Origin of the sequence: Okeanomitos corallinicola TIOX110 (assembly GCF_038050375.1) — a bacterium.
Taxonomy (GTDB): Bacteria; Cyanobacteriota; Cyanobacteriia; order Cyanobacteriales; family Nostocaceae; genus Okeanomitos; species Okeanomitos corallinicola.
The window spans coordinates 4278085-4297166 of record NZ_CP150886.1; the positions used below are offsets into that span (position 1 = coordinate 4278085).

A 19082-nucleotide genomic window follows, 5' to 3' on the forward strand; every position below is an offset into this window, starting at 1 on the left:
GATAACTGTTAACTGATAATTGGAGCGGTATAAAAAATGTGTGGAATTGTTGGATATATAGGAACTCAAGCAGCGACAGAAATATTATTATCTGGACTGGAAAAGCTGGAGTACAGAGGTTATGATTCGGCAGGAATTGCCACTATTTGGGAAGGTGATATTAGTTGTGTCCGGGCCAAGGGTAAATTGCTGAATTTACGTTCTAAATTGGAACAAATTGAAAATCCTGCCCAAATTGGTATTGGTCATACTCGCTGGGCAACCCACGGTAAACCAGAAGAGCATAATGCCCATCCACATATGGATACGGCTCTGCGAATAGCGGTGGTACAGAATGGGATTATTGAGAATTACCGCGAACTGCGGGAACAACTCAAAAAATTAGGACATGAATTTCGTTCAGAAACGGATACAGAGGTAATTCCTCATTTGATTGCAGAGTGCTTAAAAAATACCGTAAAAAATCTGACTTCCCCTTCTGTGCTTTTAGATGCGGTACGAGAAGCTGTGGGTAAGTTAGAAGGTGCTTATGCGATCGCCGTCATTTCTGCGGACTTCCCCGATGAATTAATTGTAGTTCGTCAACAAGCGCCTTTAGTCATTGGCTTTGGCCAAGGTGAATTTTTCTGTGCTTCCGATACCCCGGCAATTGTCCCCTATACCCGCGCTGTATTGCCCCTAGAAAATGGCGAAATTGGTCGTTTGACCCCCTTGGGCGTTGAAATTTACAACTTTGCTGGACATCGTTTAAAGAAGCATCCCCGCACTTTGAATTGGAATCCCATCATGGTAGAAAAACAGGGATTCAAACACTTTATGCTCAAGGAAATCTATGAGCAACCGGGTGTAGTTAGGGCTTGCTTAGAAGCTTATTTTCCCAACAGTGCCGAAATACCTGTGACCTTGGGTTTACCAGCGGATTTTTACGCAGATTTAGAACAAATTCAAATTGTCGCTTGCGGTACGAGTTGGCACGCGGCTTTAGTGGGTAAGTATTTATTAGAACAATTAGCAGGAATTCCTACTCAAGTACAATATGGTTCTGAATTTCGTTATGCACCTACACCTTTAACAGCTAATACTTTAACTATTGGTGTCACACAATCAGGTGAAACTGCGGATACTTTAGCAGCTTTAGGGATGGAAAAAGAACGCAGACAAGGTAAAGAATTTAAGTATGAAGCCAGACTGTTAGGTATTACCAACCGCCCAGAAAGCACTTTGGGGCAAATGGTAGATAATATTATTAATACTCATGGGGGAATTGAAATTGGCGTAGCAGCTACAAAAACTTTTATTGCTCAATTGATGGCGTTTTATGGTTTAGCTTTAGATTTAGCCTATCGTCGGCAAGCAATTACTCAGGATAGGTTAACAGAAATTATCACAGGTTTACGACAATTACCAGCGGACATTGAAGCAATTTTAGAAACTCAAGAAAAATATATTGAACAGTTAGTTCATGATTTTGTAGAAACAAAAGATTTCATTTTTGTGGGGAGGGGAATTAATTTTCCTATTGCTTTAGAAGGGGCTTTAAAATTAAAAGAAATTAGCTATATTCACGCTGAAGGATATCCAGCCGGAGAGATGAAACACGGACCGATTGCTTTATTAGATTCTAAAGTTCCGGTAGTGGCGATCGCTATGCCTGGTAATGTATATGAAAAGGTGATTTCTAACTCCCAGGAAGCAAAAGCTAGAGATTCTCGGTTAATAGGTGTAACTTCTGTTAATGATGGGGAAGCAGCAGAAATATTTAATGATTTAATTCCTGTTGCTGATGTGGAGGAAATTTTGTCACCTATTTTGACAGTTATTCCCTTGCAATTGTTAGCTTATCATATTGCAGCTAGGAAGGGTTTAGATGTAGATCAACCAAGGAATTTGGCGAAGTCTGTAACAGTGGAATAGATGATAATTGTTAGGGGAGAAACAGTGTCTGATTGTCTCCCCATTTCCAGCTAATAATGTAGCCGCAAACAGATTTATAAGCATTAGATGCTATATAAAATAGTCTTTATACATTCTCTAACTATTGCAAAAATCATCTAATCTAATTTCCTTCCAAATCTCAGAAACTTGCCATCCTGTATTACCTACAGAATAAACTATCGGATTATCTCGGACAGGAATATAATTAGATAATTGATTATTTATATCAATTTTTCTTGTTTCCTCCTCTTGTATCTCATCAATTACAGTTTCTGGATTATCATTAATTTCGGTGTGAAGATTTTCTGCTTCTAACTCCATGCTTTTTATTTTATCGAGGATTAGTTTTTCAGATTTTTTAATTAGTTTCATATTTTATCCATTGAAAGTTTTGAAAATTTCACATCACAATTTGAGAATCTTGTTGTTGATTTTTAAACAGACTAGGATAGTCTTTCAATCATCTGATCAAAGATCCGCAAAAAGCTTTGATGAAGTTTGGTTGTACAAAAATACCTTGGGAAAACTAGAATACAACAAATTGAGTATTAATAGGAGTGTTATACCCAAAAATTTTTTATATTACCTATCACTATTTAATCAAAAATGTACATTTTTAAACAAAGCGAGTAGAAGCAAAGTCGGCAAAATGCTCCTATCAGTTAAAACATCTAAATTAAAATATTAAGAAATGATATCCCCTACTTGAAAAGTTTCTTCAATAACCACCACAGTGTCATTTTCTAATAGTTTACGCCCACGTCTAGTTTCAACTATGCCATTAACTTTGACTTCACCATTAGTAATCATTATTTTAGCTTGTCCTCCTGTTGAAGCAATACCTACTAACTTTAAAAACTGATCGAGTTTAATCATTTTTTTAGGGATGCTGTTGTGTATTTTACTTGTATAAATTTAGCGGGAAAGATAGCCACATCACAGGATTTGCATATATGAGGATAATAAAGTTTAGCTGCGTAATAGCTAAATAGAAAAAAGGAATTACGCAAACAAACAAACGTGATATTAAGGTGACAAACGTTCTATCTTCCAACCCCCATCATTTAACCGAGTATAAAGTAATCTGTCATGTAAACGACTAGAACGCCCTTGCCAAAATTCTATTTCTTGGGGAATAATCCGAAAACCTCCCCAGTGAGGAGGTCTGGGAACTTCCTTATTTTCATACTTGTCTTGGAATGCTTGTAATTGTGCTTCCAAAACTTCCCTATTAGCTATGACTTCACTTTGATTAGAAGCCCAAGCACCTAAACGGCTATTATGGGGGCGTACCTCAAAATAGTCATCTGACTCCTCATCAGAAATCTTTTCTACAGTTCCTGCAATTCTGACTTGACGTTCTAACTCAGCCCACCAAAAAACCAGTGCTGCATGAGGGTTTGCAGTTATTTCTTTGCCTTTGTGACTATTATAATTAGTAAATAAAACAAAACCCCTTTCATCAAAGTTTTTTAATAAAACCATTCTCGCCGAGGGTTTACCATCGGGTGTAGATGTAGCTAAAGTCATGGCATTAGGTTCGGGTAACTGTGCTGCTACAGCTTGATCAAACCAGAATTTAAATTGTATAAAAGGATTATGGTTAATTTCAGCCTCGCTCAATTCTTGTAGAGCGTAGTCTTTGCGGAGGTCAGCTATATTTTTATCCATTGTTTTATTTCCTGATTTCCTGATGATTGAAAATACCTGCGCTGGAAAAATAAAATATTTATGATTATAAACACTACCTCAACTTGCTAATTCGTAATTAATCATTGGGCATTGGTAAAAATCTTTTCTCTCCATCCCACACATTAAAAAAAACAGATGCGCCGTTCAGCCTCTCTGCAAAGTTTACTAATTTATGGACTGAGTGGCCCGATTATTGCTCTTAATGTCTGGCTACTATCTCTTTTGTTTCGTTATTTTCAACATCCCATCACAATTCTTAGTATTGCAGCTATCCTGGCATTTTTGCTTAACTACCCAGTCCAGTTATTTGAAACAATCAGGATTGATCGGACTAAATCTGTAATTATTGTCTTAATAATCACATTAGCTGTATTTGCTATTTTGGGTGTCACCCTTGTACCGCTGCTAATTGACCAAACAATCCAACTTTTAAATAAAATTCCTGATTGGTTAGCTTCTAGTCAAGACAATCTAGCAAAATTGCAAATTTTAGCACAAAAGAGGCGCATACAAATTGATTTAAGTTTAGTAACTAATCAAATTAATGCTGGTGTTGAAAATTTGTTACAACAGATAGCTTCTGGGGCGGTGGGATTTGCTGGAACTCTATTGTCAGGAATACTGAATATGGTCTTAGTAGTTGTACTTGCTTTTTATATGTTACTCTATGGCGATCGCGTGTGGTACAGCCTAATTAATCTTCTTCCATCTAATATTGGCATCCCTTTTAGCAAATCTCTACAATTAAACTTCCAGAACTTTTTTCTGAGTCAATTGTTACTAGGCGTATTTATGGTTCTCGCTCTCACACCCATCTTTTTATTTATGAGAGTACCATTTGCCCTCTTATTTGCCATTATCATCGGTATTTCTGAACTGATACCTTTTGTTGGGGCAGCTTTAGGTATAGGCTTAGTGACCATGCTGGTTTTATTACAAAACTGGTGGTTAGCATTTCCAGTGGCAATGGCAGCAATAATCATGCAGCAAATCAAAGATAATCTTCTAGCACCCAAACTACTTGGTAACTTTACAGGACTTAATCCCCTATGGATTTTTATCTCCATTCTCATGGGATTTGAAATCGCTGGGTTATTGGGAACACTCGTAGCTGTACCCATTGCTGGTACGATTAAAGGCACTTTTGACGCTATTAAAAAAACTAAACATGGAGATTATGTATCTAATTACACAGTTGTTGATGATACAGAATTTGAAAAATAGGGAAGTGGGAAGATGGGGGGGAAGATGAATAACCCAATGCCCAATGCCCAATGCCCAATAACTAATAAAATTATGGATGCTGATAATCTGTTAGAAGCCATTACAAATTTAATTGAACAAGCAGAAAAAGGAGAAATAGATCCTTGGGATGTGCAGGTAATTGAAGTAATTGATAGATATCTGGAACTTATGTCACCAGAAACAACAGTCAGAAGTTATGAAGCGGATTTATCTCAATCTGGACAGGCTTTTTTATCAGCATCTATGCTTGTATTATTTAAAGCTAATACTTTAATGCAATTATCTTCTGTAGATACTATTATAGACAATGTGTCCGATAATGCAATGTGGGAAGGTGAAGATGGGGAATTATATCCCATTCAAAGGTTGCAACTAGAACGACAGTTGCGCCGTCGTCCAGCAGCAATGCCACCACCAAAACGCCGTGTCACCCTGCAAGAGCTAATTGAGCAATTGCAGATTATGGCTAACCAGTTAAAACGGGTAGAGAAAGTTAGCAAACCTCCACGCACTAAACGTCAACCCACTATGCAAAAGATGCGGGAGGCGCTAGAACTAGCTCACCAAGAAAATCTCACAGAAGTAGCTTTAGAACTAGAACAGTTACTACAGCTTTCTGCAAAAGAGCTAAAGTTAGAAGAAAACAGTTTAAATCTGGAACAGTTAGTAAAGCTGTGGAAACAGACTAAACAACCTGAAAAAAATAGTTCTCACCATGATTCGGAAAACGGTCAATTGGTGAGTATTTTTTGGGCGTTGTTATTGTTATCGGCTCAATCTAAGGTCGAATTATATCAGGAAGAATTTTACCAAGAAGTAAAAATTCGTCTGCCTACAGATTCAGTCAAAGACTGTCAAGTTGTAAACTAAAGCAGTTAGTGATTTTTGTCTGAGTAAATGCCATATTAACGGAAAACAGTCATAATCACTGATTCTTAATGATATATCCATATCATTAGATGATTAAGTATCACTGGATAAAAAAGTAAATTTGCTTGAGTTTGAGGAAAAAAATTTAAACCTATGAAAGCAATGATTCTGGCAGCGGGTAAAGGTACTCGTGTACGTCCTATTACATATACCATTCCCAAACCGATGATTCCTATTCTGCAAAAGCCAGTAATGGAATTTTTGTTAGAACTATTACGTCAACACGGTTTTGACGAAATTATGGTCAATGTTAGCCATTTGGCGGAAGAAATAGAAAATTATTTCCGTGATGGTCAAAGGTTTGGTGTGCAGATTGCTTACTCCTTTGAAGGAAAAATTGATGATGACGGTAAATTGGTAGGACAAGCAGTTGGTTCTGCGGGGGGGATGCGGCGCATTCAAGACTTCTCACCCTTTTTTGATGATACCTTTGTGGTGCTGTGTGGTGATGCGCTAATTGATTTGGACTTGACTGCGGCAGTAAAGTGGCATAAATCCAAGGGTTCAATTGCCACCATTATTACCAAATCCGTACCCAAGGAAGAAGTTTCTAGCTATGGTGTGGTTGTCACAGATGAAGATAACCGGATTAAAGCCTTCCAAGAAAAACCTTCAATGGAGGAAGCATTAAGTACCAATATCAATACAGGTATTTATATCTTTGAGCCAGAGGTGTTTAAGTATATTCCCTCTGAAGTTGAGTTTGATATCGGTAGTCAATTATTTCCCGAACTGGTAAAAATCAATGCCCCTTTTTATGCCATTCCCATGGATTTTGAATGGGTAGATATTGGTAAAGTGCCAGATTATTGGCGGGCTATTCGTGGTGTACTGTTGGGAGAAATTAAAAATGTGCAAATCCCTGGTCATGAAGTAGCACCTGGTATTTACACTGGTTTAAATGTAGCAGTTAACTGGGACAAAGTTGATATTACTGGACCAGTTTACATTGGTGGCATGACTAGAATTGAGGACGGGGCAAAAATTGTTGGTCCGGCGATGATTGGACCTAATTGCTGGATTTGTGACGGGGCAACGGTAGATAATAGTGTGATTTTTGAATGGTCGCGTTTGGGGCCAGGAGTCCGTTTAGTGGATAAGCTGGTGTTTGGACGCTATTGTGTGGATAAAACTGGCGCATCTATTGATGTTCAAGCAGCGGCTTTAGATTGGTTAATTACTGATGCCCGTCAAGATCCTCCATCTTATACTCCTCTAGAACGCCAAGCTATTGAGGAGTTATTAGGAACAAATTCAATTTAGATAATGGGGAATTGGGAATTGGGAATTGGGAATTGGGAATTGGGAATTGGTTATTAATCACCCCATCACCCCATCACCCCATCATCTTAACTAGGGCTTGCTGTTCGCGGAGCGTGCCGTCAGGCATATAAATCTCAAAACATTACAGGTAAACGATTTTAGCGATTTTGACTTTCAAAAAATGCAAGCTTTGATGAGGTGAGAACTGAAAAACCTTGCATTTAATTCCTGCTTCAAGGAAAAATAGTTCCCATCCAACTCTTGAAACTGTCACCTGTCACCTGTCACCTGTCACCTGTCTCCACGACAAGACTTTATCAGCAAACCCTAACTATTCAGATAAGTGTATCTCATGAAACTTTGCTCGTAGGTTTGTAGAAGTAGTTGAGATTCGCTCAGGGAAATCTGATTTTCTTCTAAGGCTTTTTCGCAACGCTGACGGATTTTTTCTACCATGTCTTCGGAATCGTATTGCACATATTTGACTACTTCTCCCATTGTGTCACCTTTGACAACGTGTTCAATTTGGTAGCCTTTAGGTGTAAGTTGAATGTGAACAGCGTTGGTGTCGCCAAAGAGGTTATGTAAGTTACCCATGATTTCTTGGTAAGCTCCATTCAGGAACATTCCCAAATAGTAGGGTTCGTTGCGGTCAAATTTGTGCAGTTCTAATACTGATTTGACATCACGCAAGTCTATAAAATGGTCTATTTTGCCATCGCTGTCACAGGTGAGGTCTGCTAATATTCCTCGTTGTGTTGGTTCTTTGTCTAGGCAATGGATGGGCATGATGGGGAATAGTTGATCTATGGCCCAACAATCTGGTGCTGATTGAAATACTGATAAATTGATGTAATAAATGGAAGCCATGATTTTTTCTAGGTCTTCCAATTCGTCAGGTACATATTCCTGTTGTCTGGTGATATCAAGGACTTTTTTACAACAAGCCCAGTAAAGACGCTCGGCTTTTGCTCGTTCTTTGAGGCGTAAAATTCCTAAGTTAAATCGGCTGATGGCTTCTTCTTTGAATTGTGCCGCATCGTGGTAAAACTCTTGGTAGTTCTCCTGGTTAATAGATTGGTATGTTTCCCAAAGGTAATTGATGATTGGTGATTCTCCTTCTTGGGGAGGTTCTGGAGGATCGATGGGTATTTCACTGGTGCTGAGGACATCAAAGATGAGAACTGATTGATGGGAGGCGATCGCTCTGCCACTTTCGCTAATCAGTGTTGGTACGGGTATTTGATGTTCGGCACAGGTATCTTTTAATTCGGCTACAATATCATTGGCGTAGTTCTGCATATTGTAGTTTTTAGAGGCGTAGAAGTTGGTTTGAGAGCCGTCGTAGTCCACCCCTAAGCCTCCACCTACATCCAGATATTTCATGTCTGCGCCTAACATTGCTAATTCTACATAGATGCGGCTGGCTTCTTGGATGGCATCTTTGATGACGTTAATAGCGGAGATTTGTGAGCCGATATGGAAGTGTAACAATTTGAGGGAGTCGAGTAAGTTAGCTTCTTTGAGCTTTTCTACTGCTTCGGTGATTTCGGGGATGGTTAATCCAAATTTAGCGCGATCGCCTGTGGATGTTCCCCATCTGCCCATGCCTTGGGTACTTAATTTGGCTCTGACTCCAACTATGGGTTTAATTCCTAGTTGACGGTTAGCGGCAATGACTAAATCTACTTCTTCAATTTGTTCTAGAACAATGATTGGGGTTTGTCCGAGTCTTTGGGCTAACATTGCGGTTTCAATGTATTCTCGGTCTTTGTAGCCGTTGCAAATTAAGAATGCACCGGGGGTATCCAATAAGGCTAGGGCAATCATTAATTCTGGCTTAGAACCGGCTTCTAGCCCAAATTGATGGGGTTTGCCAAATCGTACTAGGTCTTCAATTAAGTGCCTTTCCTGGTTACATTTAACGGGGAATACACCACGATAAACACCGGGATAGTTATATCGAGCGATCGCTTTGGCAAAACAAGCATTTAATCGTTCAATCCGATCTTCTAAAATATCGGAAAAGCGAATTAACAGAGGCAGTCCCAAATTTCGCTGCTTTAAGGCTTTGACTAATTCAAATAAGTCTAGAGAACCTCCGCGATCGCCTTTGGGGGAAACTGTCACATGACCAGCAGCATTAATGGAAAAATAAGGCTTACCCCAACCTTCTATCCGGTATAAATCTTCACTATCTTCAATTTTCCAAGTCCGAGATAATTCTCCTGACGTGGCACTAGGTGGTAGCAATTTTTTCTGCTTCTGGTTTTTTTGTTCTAATTTATACCCATTTTTAGACATTTTCACCATCTCATCGGTAGTTGACTCGACACCCATTTCTGACCTCTGTGTTTCACCCACGAACTAACAATTTAGCAAATTAGTATACTCACAGATATACAAAAAGCAAGATTTTTTCTGGGTTAATAACTGGTTAAGAATATTAGTCATTAGCAAAAATATTCTCCCCATCTCTCCATCTCCTCATTTCTTCCTGGAACTACTAGACAAAAGACGTACATACAATTGACAATTAACGCAGATAATTTTTATGCTTTGGGAGACAGACTTGGAACGCACATTTTTAGCAATTAAGCCTGATGGAGTCCAACGCGGGTTGGTAGGTGAAATTATCCGTCGTTTTGAAACAAAAGGCTTTACCCTCGTGGGTTTGAAGTTGATGAACGTCAGCAAAGAATTAGCTGAAAAACACTATGATGTTCACAAGGAAAGACCTTTCTTTCCTGGTTTAATTCAATTTATTACCTCTGGTCCGGTTGTGGCTATGGTTTGGGAAGGTGATGGTGTTGTTGCATCTGCAAGAAAAATTATTGGTGCAACCAATCCTTTAAGTGCAGAACCAGGTACAATTCGTGGTGATTTTGGTGTGACTGTTGGTCGTAACTTAATCCACGGTTCTGATGCTATAGAAACAGCCCAAACTGAAATCAAGCTTTGGTTTAAGGAAGAAGAGTTAGCTAGTTGGCAACCTACTCTAACTCCTTGGTTATACGAGTAAGTTGGTGATTGGTGACTGGTGACTGGTGATTGGTAAGAGTTTATTCTTACCAATTACCCATTACCAATTACCCATGACCTATTTTGTAACTTCGGTTTTTTCAGGTTCTTCGACTTTTATTTCTATTTCTGTGCGTTTGGAAAATCCCCAGGCTAGGATAATACCGATTGCACTAACCGTGATCCATTGGGGTGGAACTAAGTCTTCATTAATCACTTTTAACAACAAACGCAAACCAACGAAAGCTACAGTGATATAACCTGCATCTTCTAAATGTAAATACTCATCTAACCAGCGAATAAATAACCCGGCCATAAATCTCAGGGTGACGATACCGATGGTTGTACCGGTAATTACTAACCATGCTTCTTGAGATACGGCGATCGCAGTTGTGACACTATCTAAGGAAAAGGCTAGGTCTGTAAAAGCGATCACAGGTATGGCTTGCAATAGAGATTTAAATCGGGGTCCGTGATGTTGGTTATCTTCGTCCTCTTGGGATGTGAAATGCTGAAATACTAACCACAGTAGGTAAGCTGCACCGAGTAGTTCAAATTGCCAGAATTTTTGTACCCAGGTAGCTGTTAACAGTAGGGTAATTCGCAGCACATAGGCAAATACTAAACCAATGTTTAAGGCTTGATTTTCTAGTTTTTTGTCTTCTAATCCTTGGGCGATCGCAGCCAAGGCGATCGCATTATCCGCTGATAGTACAGCTTCCAGAAAGACCAATATCAGCAGAACTATAGAGGCTTCAAAGCTGAAATCAAAGTGTAGGTAATTAAATATTTGATCTAGCATTCCAATTTCTTAGACAGTGAAAATCTTAAATTAACAGAAACTGATATTTTCATCATAGATAGGGTTATAAATTGCTACCCTATACCAGCTTAACGCAATTTTGGGAGACTTTGATATCAATAGAATTACGAATTATCACATCCTGTAAATTTTGATAATGAAAAATATCTTTTTTTTAACGAACCGCAGAGGACACAGAGAAAAACTACATCCTCTAAATCCTTCAATCCTGGATATCCTGATTCAGACATTCATTCAACTACAGCATTAAGTGAATCTGTAAAAAGTGGATTTAAAAATATTTGAGAAATATTTAAGTTCTATAAACAGTTGCTTTCCTACAGGATTTGCATATTTTTATAAAGTCAAAATCCCTATATTTTCAGGATTATTTTCAATATTGAAGATCATAGATTCATCTAATTTTAACTGCTGTGCTAAATCATTATGTTTACATTTAGCAATGTATTTTTCTAGATCATTCTTCATTTTCTCAGCTTACCTTTCTATGTAAAATATCTCTCAAACCCTTATTTCTCCGTATCCTTTAGTCTGGAGTAGTTTGTTACTCCATATTACGTAATTCATAACCGAAATTCTCAATCATCCAGAAATCAGGTAAAATGGCAAAATGTCAACAAAAACCCATTATCCAAACATAACTAGATATAACTATAATTTTACCCAGTCATCCCCATTCTGAACACTAACGCACCAGGTGAACTGTTTTAACGGGGAGAAATCAAGTTAAAAATAAGTAGGCTAAAGAAACGGGGAAACTAAAGTGAGTTCTGAATTTGATTACGATTTAGTGATTATTGGCGCAGGTGTAGGCGGTCATGGCGCAGCCCTACACGCTGTTAATTACGGGTTAAAAACGGCGATTATAGAAGCAGCAGACATGGGTGGAACTTGTGTCAACCGGGGTTGTATTCCCTCTAAAGCATTGCTGGCCGCTTCAGGAAAGGTACGCGAATTACGCAATGCCCATCATCTCAAATCTTTGGGTATTCAAATTGGTAATGTAGAATTTGATCAACAAGCGATCGCTGATCATGCTACTAATCTTGTTAACAAAATTCAAGGCGACTTAACCAACAGCCTCAAACGCTTAGGTGTAGATATTATTCGCGGTTGGGGAAAAGTCGCAGGTTCACAAAAAGTTAACGTCTCCACAGAAAACGGTGATAAAACCATCACCGCCCAAGATATCATCCTTTGTCCCGGTTCAGTTCCCTTCGTTCCTCCCGGCATTGAAATAGACTGTAAAACAGTATTTACCAGCGACCAAGGCGTAAAATTAGAAACCTTACCAGATTGGATTGCTATTATTGGTAGTGGTTACATCGGTTTAGAATTTTCCGATATTTACACCGCTTTAGGTTGCGAAGTCACCATGATAGAAGCCCTGGATAAATTAATGCCAGGATTTGATGATGATATTGCTAAACTAGCAGAACGGGTATTAATTAAACCCCGCCCCATTGAAACCAGAGTTGGCATATATGCGAAAAAAATCACTCCTGGTTATCCCGTAGTTATTGAGTTAGCAGACTTCCAAACCAAAGAAGATGTAGAAGTTTTAGAAGTTGATGCTTGTTTAGTCGCTACAGGCCGCATCCCCGCTACCAAAAATATCGGTTTAGAATCGGTAGGTGTGGAACTGGATAAACGCAACTTTATCCCCGTAAATGATGGCATGGCTGTTTTATCAGGTGGTGAAATCGTTCCCCATCTCTATGCCATAGGTGATGCTAACGGGAAAATGATGTTAGCCCATGCCGCCTCTGCCCAAGGTATTGTAGCTGTAGAGAATATTTTGGAGAAAGGTAAAAAAATAGATTACCGTAGCATTCCCGCCGCAGCTTTTACCCATCCAGAAGTTAGTTATGTGGGTTTAACAGAAACAGCAGCCCAAGAATTAGGTTTAGCAGAAGGTTTTGAAGTTGCCACCAGCAGAAGTTACTTTAAAGGTAATTCCAAAGCCTTAGCAGAAAACGAAGCTGACGGCATTGCCAAAGTGATTTATCGTCAAGATACAGGTGAGGTTTTAGGTGTGCATATTTTTGGCGCACACGCTTCCAGTATAATTCACGAAGCATCCGCCGCAGTTGCAAACCGTCAATCGGTAAAAGACTTAGCTTACTTAGTTCACGCCCATCCTACACTATCAGAAGTGTTAGATGAAGCTTACAAACGGGCGATCGCTAGTTAGAAGAAGGTGACAGGTGACAGGTGACAGGTGACAGGTTACAGGTAAAAAGATTTTTCCCCTCACTCACCCACTCACCCACTCACCCACTCACCCACTCACCCACTCACCCACTCACCCCTGACTCCTAAAAAAATGCAAATTCGTCGTCGTCACCCTAGTCGAGCTATTGATGTTTCTATTATTCGCTTCCAAGCAGTTTTAGAAGATATTGAACCAAATAATATTTTAGAAGAAATTGTTTGGCATAAAGAAATTGAAGTTGAGCAAATGCGGGAAAAGCAGCCTTTGCAAGAATTGCAGAAAAAAGCCCTTTCTGCACCACCAACCCGTGATTTTATAGCTGCATTAAAACAAGGTAAAACTAAACCTGCATTAATCGCAGAAGTGAAAAAAGCTTCTCCGAGTAAAGGTATTTTACGGGAAGATTTTAACCCTGTAGAAATAGCAAAAGCCTATCAAGAAGGTGGTGCTAGTTGTCTTTCTGTTCTCACAGATAAAAAGTTTTTTCAAGGTGGTTTTGAAAACTTATCTTTAGTTCGTACTGCCGTAGATTTACCTTTATTATGTAAGGAATTTATTATTTATCCTTATCAAATGTATTTAGCGCGAGTTAGTGGCGCGGATGCAGTTTTGTTAATAGCAGCAATTCTTAGTGATCAAGATTTACAATATTTTGTTAAAATTGCCAACAGTCTAAAAATGGCAGCTTTAATAGAAGTGCATAGTTTAGAGGAATTAGATCGAGTTTTAGCCTTAGATGGAGTAGCTTTAATTGGGATAAATAACCGTAACCTAGAAGATTTTACCGTTGATTTACAAACAACTTGTCAATTATTAAAAGAGCGAGGAAATCAATTAAAAGAGAAAGGAATACTCGTAGTTAGTGAATCGGGAATTCATCAACCAGCAGATTTAATCACCGTAGAAACAGCCGGTGCATCCGCTGTACTTGTTGGTGAATCTTTGGTAAAACAACCAGATCCAAAATTAGCAATTAATCAGCTTTTTAGTAAGTAATTTATCAGGGTTTAGTTTGTAGGTTGGGTTAAGCGACAGTGCAACCCAACACAACTCTGGAAAAATTAGTTTTTCTAACATCAACCCAAATCATAGTAAAATAGTTAATGTTATTTGTTATTTATTGAATATTATTGAACACAGATGCACGCAGATAAACGCAGATAAAATATAAATGATTGTATGGATTTTGTGATTTTGTAAAAGTAGTTAGTAAGTGATTAGAGAGTTAAAATTTAGTAATTAATAATAGAAAAATGACCAGCGAATATTTATTAAAAGTTGAAAATGTTCATGCAGGATACATTAAAGATGTGGATATCTTGCAAGGGATAAACTTTCAAGTTGCACCAGGAGAATTAGTAACTGTAATTGGACCAAACGGTGCAGGTAAGTCAACTTTAGCAAAAACCATTTTTGGACTTTTGACACCCCACACAGGTACAATTACCTTTAAAGGTGAAAAAATTAATGGTTTAAAATCGGATCAAATTGTCAAAAAGGGAATGTGTTATGTTCCCCAAATTGCTAATGTTTTTCCATCTTTAACAGTAGAAGACAACTTAGAAATGGGTGCTTTTGTCAAGAATGTTCCTCTGAAACCTTTAAAAGATCATATATTTACGATGTTTCCCAGATTAAGCGATCGCCGTCGTCAACGTGCTGGTACTCTTTCCGGTGGAGAAAGACAAATGTTAGCTATGGGTAAAGCATTGATGTTAGAACCCAGTTTGTTATTATTAGATGAACCTTCTGCTGCTTTATCTCCGATTTTGGTAACACAAGTATTTGAACAAATTAAACAAATTAATCAATCTGGAACTGCAATTGTTTTAGTAGAACAAAATGCTAGAAAAGCATTAGAAATGGCTGATACTGGTTATGTTTTAGTGTCTGGAAAAGATGAGATTTCTGGTTCTGGTAGAGAATTATTGAATGACCCCAAGGTGGGAGAATTATATTTAGGTGCAGGGGGACATTAGGATAATTCGTAATTCGTAATTGAGGATTTATAAATATGCACATTGAAAAATTGCATTTACGGAATTTTCGGGGTTTTCAAGAACTGAAGTTGAAACTTCCTAAAGAAATTAATAGAACTGAGTAGCAAAGATACAGAAGGTAAATATAGTCCATATTGTCAATATATTATTTGGTATTTAAGCCAAAGATTAAATAACCCTTAAACCGTGTAATTAGGTACTCTCAGAGTTTAGTTAAATCTGGTATCTTCCTGGAAGCCAATGACAGAATTTCAGGTAAAATCATGAGTAGAATTAACGGTTTTATCGGTCGTCGTAACTTTTTAAAATTTGCAGGTTTAACTACTTTAAGTATGAGTGGAATTACTGCTTGTAATAGCATAATGACCAACTCAAGAACAATCACAATTCCTACCACAAACCCCAATCCCAACCCAGTTAGTGCAGAAGAAGCAATCCGCAGATTAGAAACAGGAAACAGAAGATTTTATAATCAAAATCGTCAATATCCCAACCAATCAAAAAGACGATTACAATCTCTATCTAGAACACAATATCCTTACGCAGCAATATTAGGATGTGCAGATTCTCGTGTACCACCAGAATTAATTTTTGATCAAGGATTAGGAGATTTATTTGTTGTCCGCGTAGCTGGTAATGTTGCCAGTAACATGACAATAGGGAGCTTGGAATATACAGCTGCTGCTTTAGGTACACAATTAATTGTAGTATTAGGTCATAAAAAATGTGGTGCAGTAGCAGCAGCAGTAAACAATCAACCAAATCCTGGTAGAATGGGCTTTATTGCTGATAATATCAAACCAGGATTAAATCAAAATCAACTACAAAATAATGGTCTAGAGATTAGTGAAAATGCAATTATTAATAACATTCAATATCAAACAGAAAGATTATTCAAAAACTCCAACATTTTAGGTCAACTCGTCAGTAATGGTAGATTAAGAATAATTGGTGCTTTTTATGATACCGAAACAGGTAGAGTGCAATTTTTAAATTGATATATCCCAAACTAATATCTCTCAAAACCTCTTCTCTCTGCGTTCTCTGCGTCTCTGCGGTTCGTTTTCATGCTAATTTATTTGCATCTACATTTAAAAATCTCCATGAAACTAAAACTTAAAACAAATCACCTAGAAATTATCAAAAACCATGCCCAAAACACCTACCCAGAAGAATGTTGTGGACTAATTTTAGGTGTTCTAAATCAGGAATCAAAAACAGTAGTAGAAATCATACCCACAGAAAACGCCTGGAATACAGAAGCAGCTACTTTTACAGAAGAAAAACATAGTAAAAACAGAAGATATGCGATCGCACCTCAAGTCATTTTAGCAACCCAAAAAGCAGCAAGAGATCGCAACTTAAACATCATCGGTATATTTCATTCCCATCCAGATCATCCCGCTACACCCTCAGAATGGGATAGAATCTATGCTTGGCCAGAATATTCTTATATCATAGTTGCTGTTGAAAATGGGAAAGCAAGTGAACTAAATAGCTTTTTATTAGATGAAAATCATCAATTTCAACCGGAAATAATAGCAACAATTTAATTAGGGCTTGCTGAATAAATCTCAAAACATTACAGGTAAACGATTTTAGCGATTTTGACTTTCAAAAAATGCAAGCTTTGATGAGGTGAGAACTGAAAAACCTTGCATTTAATTCCTGCTTCAAGGAAAAATAGTTCCCATCCAACTCTTGAAACTGTCACCTGTCACCTGTCTCCACGACAAGACTTTATCAGCAAACCCTAATTATTCCTCAACGCAGCAATAATTTCTACATTTGCTTCAGGAAAATCAAAATCATCCAACTCATCTAAACTAACCCAGCGAATTTCTGCACATTCAATAGCTTGGGGAACACCATCTAAATGATGACAATGATGTACAGTTAAAGTCACCCGTAAATGGGGATACGTATGATCAATAGTAATCAAATGTTTCCCGACTGTTATTTTAATTCCTAACTCTTCTAAAATTTCCCTTTCTATACATTCTTCTATAGTCTCACCTGGTTCAATTTTTCCCCCAGGAAACTCCCATAAATTAGCCATTGTTCCCTTAGGAAGACGACGATCAATTAAAATCTGTTTTTTGTCATTCCAAATCACAGCAACACCAATAATTTTATGAGGAATTGTAGCTATTTCGTTCATAGTTATGATTGTTAAATTAACATCGAAGTTTTAAATTCTGCTATAGCGATAGATCACCACTACCAACCAAAATCATATTTTACAATAATAAATCCCCAACTTATTTTAAAAGTTAGGGAGCTAATTTTATATTTAAGCAATATGAAAATATCTAAAAGAAAAAACACCAATTATTTGTAACTGGTGTTAATTCTATTCTTTACTCAGCAACATCACTATCGCTTGTTTCTGATCCTTGAATAGTCATATCAAAATTCATTCTCTGTTCTGCATTACGGATAAAATAACCACTGATCATTGCAGAAGCTAATAATCTACCTAAATTTTCTCGGTTAGTAGTAATAGTAACGCCAAAGTGTTCTGATGGCAGATTTCCCAAAAGTCCCACAATATTCCGTTCCATGACTTGAAATACTTCCGAAGATGTGGGTTTAGATAAATTAGTGACAGTTTCTGGACTTAAAGATTTAACATACTGCCATAACAAATTGCTATTTTCAGATTCACCATTAAAAAATTCTGATACTCGATTAGATTGGTTACTCACTTTTGATCTCCTTTAATACAACTACTAAGTATGGTAATAGTGGCTGAAATAATCTATAACCTGTTTTGTATTGGATGACGAAGAAAACTTAACTTTGTCTCTATGTCAACCAATGTAACAGGTTATTGTAGTCGTGGGAGTCGGTTTAACCGTACCAAAAGCAGCGTAGTTTTGCGAAGTTAGTAGTAGGTTTTATATAACGGATACAATGACCACTGATCACTGACAACTTACTAACTCGCTAAATACTCATTAATACTGTGTTTGGACTTACGAAGTTTTGTTAAGGCTTCTCTTTCAATTTGTCGAACTCTCTCCCGACTGATATTCAGAACTTCACCTATTTTTGCTAGAGTCATGGACTGACCATCTAACAACCCAAAACGTAACTTAATAACTTCCTTTTGTTGTGGTGTTAAATCTGACATCAGTCGTTCCAAGTCGTGAGACAAAGAATCTTGAACCACAAAATCCTCTGGTGATGCACCTGTATCTTCTAGCATCTCTCCCAGTTCAGTGTCATAATTATCCCCTAACCTTAAATCCAAGGATAAGGGTAAGCGAGATTTATCTAAACACTCTCGTACCTGTTTCGTCGTGAGGTTTAATTCTTCCGCTAGTTCCACCACTGTAGGCGCGCGTCCAAATTCTTGGGATAATTGACGCTGTGCCTTTTTAATTTTATTGAGTTTTTCAGTAATATGAATAGGTAAGCGAATAGTACGCGCTTTTTCAGCTATGGCACGAGTAATAGCTTGGCGTATCCACCAGTAAGCATAGGTGGAAAATCTATAACCTTTTGTGGGGTCAAATTTTTCTACACCCCGTTGCATTCCAATACTGCCCTCTTGAATTAAATCAAGCAGGTCAACATTACGTTTAATATATTTTTTAGCAACAGATACTACTAAGCGTAGATTGGCTTCTACCATTTTGCGTTTAGCAGTTTCACCTTCAGCGATCGCCTGTTTTAATTCCTTTTCATCTAGGTGTACAGATGCTGCCCACTCTTCTAAGCTTGGCTGACGATCTAACTGTTCTGTGAGATTGTTTCTCACTTCATACAAAGCTGTACATCTTTGTACTTGCTTACCATAACGAATTTCCTCCTCATGGGTGAGAAGTGGGACACGGCCAATCTCCCGTAGGTAAGTCCTCACGAGGTCTGTGGGTTTCTGAGCCGTCTTCATGGCGCTACTTTTTGGGGATGATAATTTTGTTGGTAGTGTCATTAGTTGATGCCTTGGGAG

19 protein-coding genes are annotated in these 19082 nt (G+C 37.9%); 10 read left to right on the forward strand and 9 right to left on the reverse strand.

Translation table 11 applies throughout. The features are described 5' to 3' along the window. Window positions 1-36: 36 nt before the first annotated feature. Window positions 37-1914, forward strand: a complete 1878-nt coding sequence (gene glmS / locus WJM97_RS18720) for a glutamine--fructose-6-phosphate transaminase (isomerizing) (RefSeq protein ID WP_353930287.1) — start codon at window positions 37-39, stop codon at window positions 1912-1914. 117 nt (window positions 1915-2031) lie between these two features. Here glmS and WJM97_RS18725 read toward each other — a convergent pair whose 3' ends face one another. The 3 genes from WJM97_RS18725 to pdxH form a co-directional block, all read right to left on the reverse strand. Next, window positions 2032-2307, reverse strand: a complete 276-nt coding sequence (locus WJM97_RS18725; RefSeq protein WP_353930288.1) for a hypothetical protein — start codon at window positions 2305-2307, stop codon at window positions 2032-2034. Window positions 2308-2619: 312 nt separating this feature from the next. After that, window positions 2620-2811 (reverse strand): RNA-binding S4 domain-containing protein, encoded by a 192-nt coding sequence (locus WJM97_RS18730; protein ID WP_353930289.1) that lies wholly within the window; start codon window positions 2809-2811, stop codon window positions 2620-2622. Between the two features lie 150 nt (window positions 2812-2961). Next, entirely contained in the window at window positions 2962-3606 is a 645-nt protein-coding gene (gene pdxH, locus WJM97_RS18735; RefSeq protein WP_353930290.1) for a pyridoxamine 5'-phosphate oxidase, read from the reverse strand. Between the two features lie 156 nt (window positions 3607-3762). Here pdxH and WJM97_RS18740 point away from each other — a divergent pair, with 156 nt between their 5' ends. From WJM97_RS18740 to WJM97_RS18750, 3 genes are all read left to right on the forward strand, one after another. Further along, window positions 3763-4851, forward strand: coding sequence for an AI-2E family transporter (locus WJM97_RS18740; protein WP_353930291.1), 1089 nt, complete (start codon window positions 3763-3765; stop codon window positions 4849-4851). Between the two features lie 72 nt (window positions 4852-4923). Then, window positions 4924-5742: a ScpA family protein gene (locus WJM97_RS18745; RefSeq protein WP_353933210.1), complete on the forward strand. Its 819-nt coding sequence runs from the start codon at window positions 4924-4926 to the stop codon at window positions 5740-5742. A gap of 153 nt (window positions 5743-5895) precedes the next feature. After that, window positions 5896-7065 (forward strand): NDP-sugar synthase, encoded by a 1170-nt coding sequence (locus WJM97_RS18750; RefSeq protein WP_353930292.1) that lies wholly within the window; start codon window positions 5896-5898, stop codon window positions 7063-7065. Window positions 7066-7392: 327 nt separating this feature from the next. Here WJM97_RS18750 and speA read toward each other — a convergent pair whose 3' ends face one another. Then, a complete protein-coding gene (gene speA, locus WJM97_RS18755) occupies window positions 7393-9405 on the reverse strand; it encodes a biosynthetic arginine decarboxylase (protein WP_353930293.1) in 2013 nt (670 codons plus the stop codon). 232 nt (window positions 9406-9637) lie between these two features. Here speA and ndk point away from each other — a divergent pair, with 232 nt between their 5' ends. Continuing rightward, entirely contained in the window at window positions 9638-10087 is a 450-nt protein-coding gene (ndk, locus tag WJM97_RS18760) for a nucleoside-diphosphate kinase (RefSeq protein WP_353933211.1), read from the forward strand. 78 nt (window positions 10088-10165) lie between these two features. Here the strand turns inward: ndk and WJM97_RS18765 are convergent, their stop codons facing one another. Together WJM97_RS18765 and WJM97_RS18770 are read right to left on the reverse strand one after the other, a co-directional pair. Beyond that, complete coding sequence (locus WJM97_RS18765; protein ID WP_353930294.1) at window positions 10166-10888, reverse strand: TerC family protein; 723 nt, start codon at window positions 10886-10888, stop codon at window positions 10166-10168. A gap of 357 nt (window positions 10889-11245) precedes the next feature. Further along, window positions 11246-11377, reverse strand: coding sequence for a hypothetical protein (locus WJM97_RS18770; RefSeq protein ID WP_353930295.1), 132 nt, complete (start codon window positions 11375-11377; stop codon window positions 11246-11248). A gap of 295 nt (window positions 11378-11672) precedes the next feature. Between WJM97_RS18770 and lpdA the strand changes: the two genes are divergently transcribed. The 5 genes from lpdA to WJM97_RS18795 all read left to right on the forward strand — a co-directional run bounded on the left by lpdA (window position 11673) and on the right by WJM97_RS18795 (window position 16677). Next, window positions 11673-13103 (forward strand): dihydrolipoyl dehydrogenase, encoded by a 1431-nt coding sequence (gene lpdA, locus WJM97_RS18775; RefSeq protein ID WP_353930296.1) that lies wholly within the window; start codon window positions 11673-11675, stop codon window positions 13101-13103. A gap of 132 nt (window positions 13104-13235) precedes the next feature. After that, on the forward strand, window positions 13236-14120 hold the full coding sequence (trpC, locus tag WJM97_RS18780) for an indole-3-glycerol phosphate synthase TrpC (protein WP_353930297.1): 885 nt from the start codon (window positions 13236-13238) through the stop codon (window positions 14118-14120). A 257-nt stretch (window positions 14121-14377) separates the two neighbouring features. Continuing rightward, on the forward strand, window positions 14378-15103 hold the full coding sequence (locus WJM97_RS18785; protein WP_353930298.1) for an ABC transporter ATP-binding protein: 726 nt from the start codon (window positions 14378-14380) through the stop codon (window positions 15101-15103). Between the two features lie 284 nt (window positions 15104-15387). Beyond that, on the forward strand, window positions 15388-16122 hold the full coding sequence (locus tag WJM97_RS18790; protein ID WP_353930299.1) for a carbonic anhydrase: 735 nt from the start codon (window positions 15388-15390) through the stop codon (window positions 16120-16122). 105 nt (window positions 16123-16227) lie between these two features. After that, a complete protein-coding gene (locus tag WJM97_RS18795; RefSeq protein ID WP_353930300.1) occupies window positions 16228-16677 on the forward strand; it encodes a M67 family metallopeptidase in 450 nt (149 codons plus the stop codon). 200 nt (window positions 16678-16877) lie between these two features. Here the strand turns inward: WJM97_RS18795 and mutT are convergent, their stop codons facing one another. From mutT to WJM97_RS18810, 3 genes are all read right to left on the reverse strand, one after another. After that, a complete protein-coding gene (gene mutT, locus WJM97_RS18800) occupies window positions 16878-17285 on the reverse strand; it encodes an 8-oxo-dGTP diphosphatase MutT (RefSeq protein ID WP_353930301.1) in 408 nt (135 codons plus the stop codon). A 199-nt stretch (window positions 17286-17484) separates the two neighbouring features. Then, window positions 17485-17832 (reverse strand): DUF760 domain-containing protein, encoded by a 348-nt coding sequence (locus WJM97_RS18805; RefSeq protein WP_353930302.1) that lies wholly within the window; start codon window positions 17830-17832, stop codon window positions 17485-17487. A 233-nt stretch (window positions 17833-18065) separates the two neighbouring features. Beyond that, entirely contained in the window at window positions 18066-19022 is a 957-nt protein-coding gene (locus WJM97_RS18810; RefSeq protein ID WP_353933212.1) for an RNA polymerase sigma factor, RpoD/SigA family, read from the reverse strand. Between the last annotated feature and the right edge of the window lie 60 nt (window positions 19023-19082).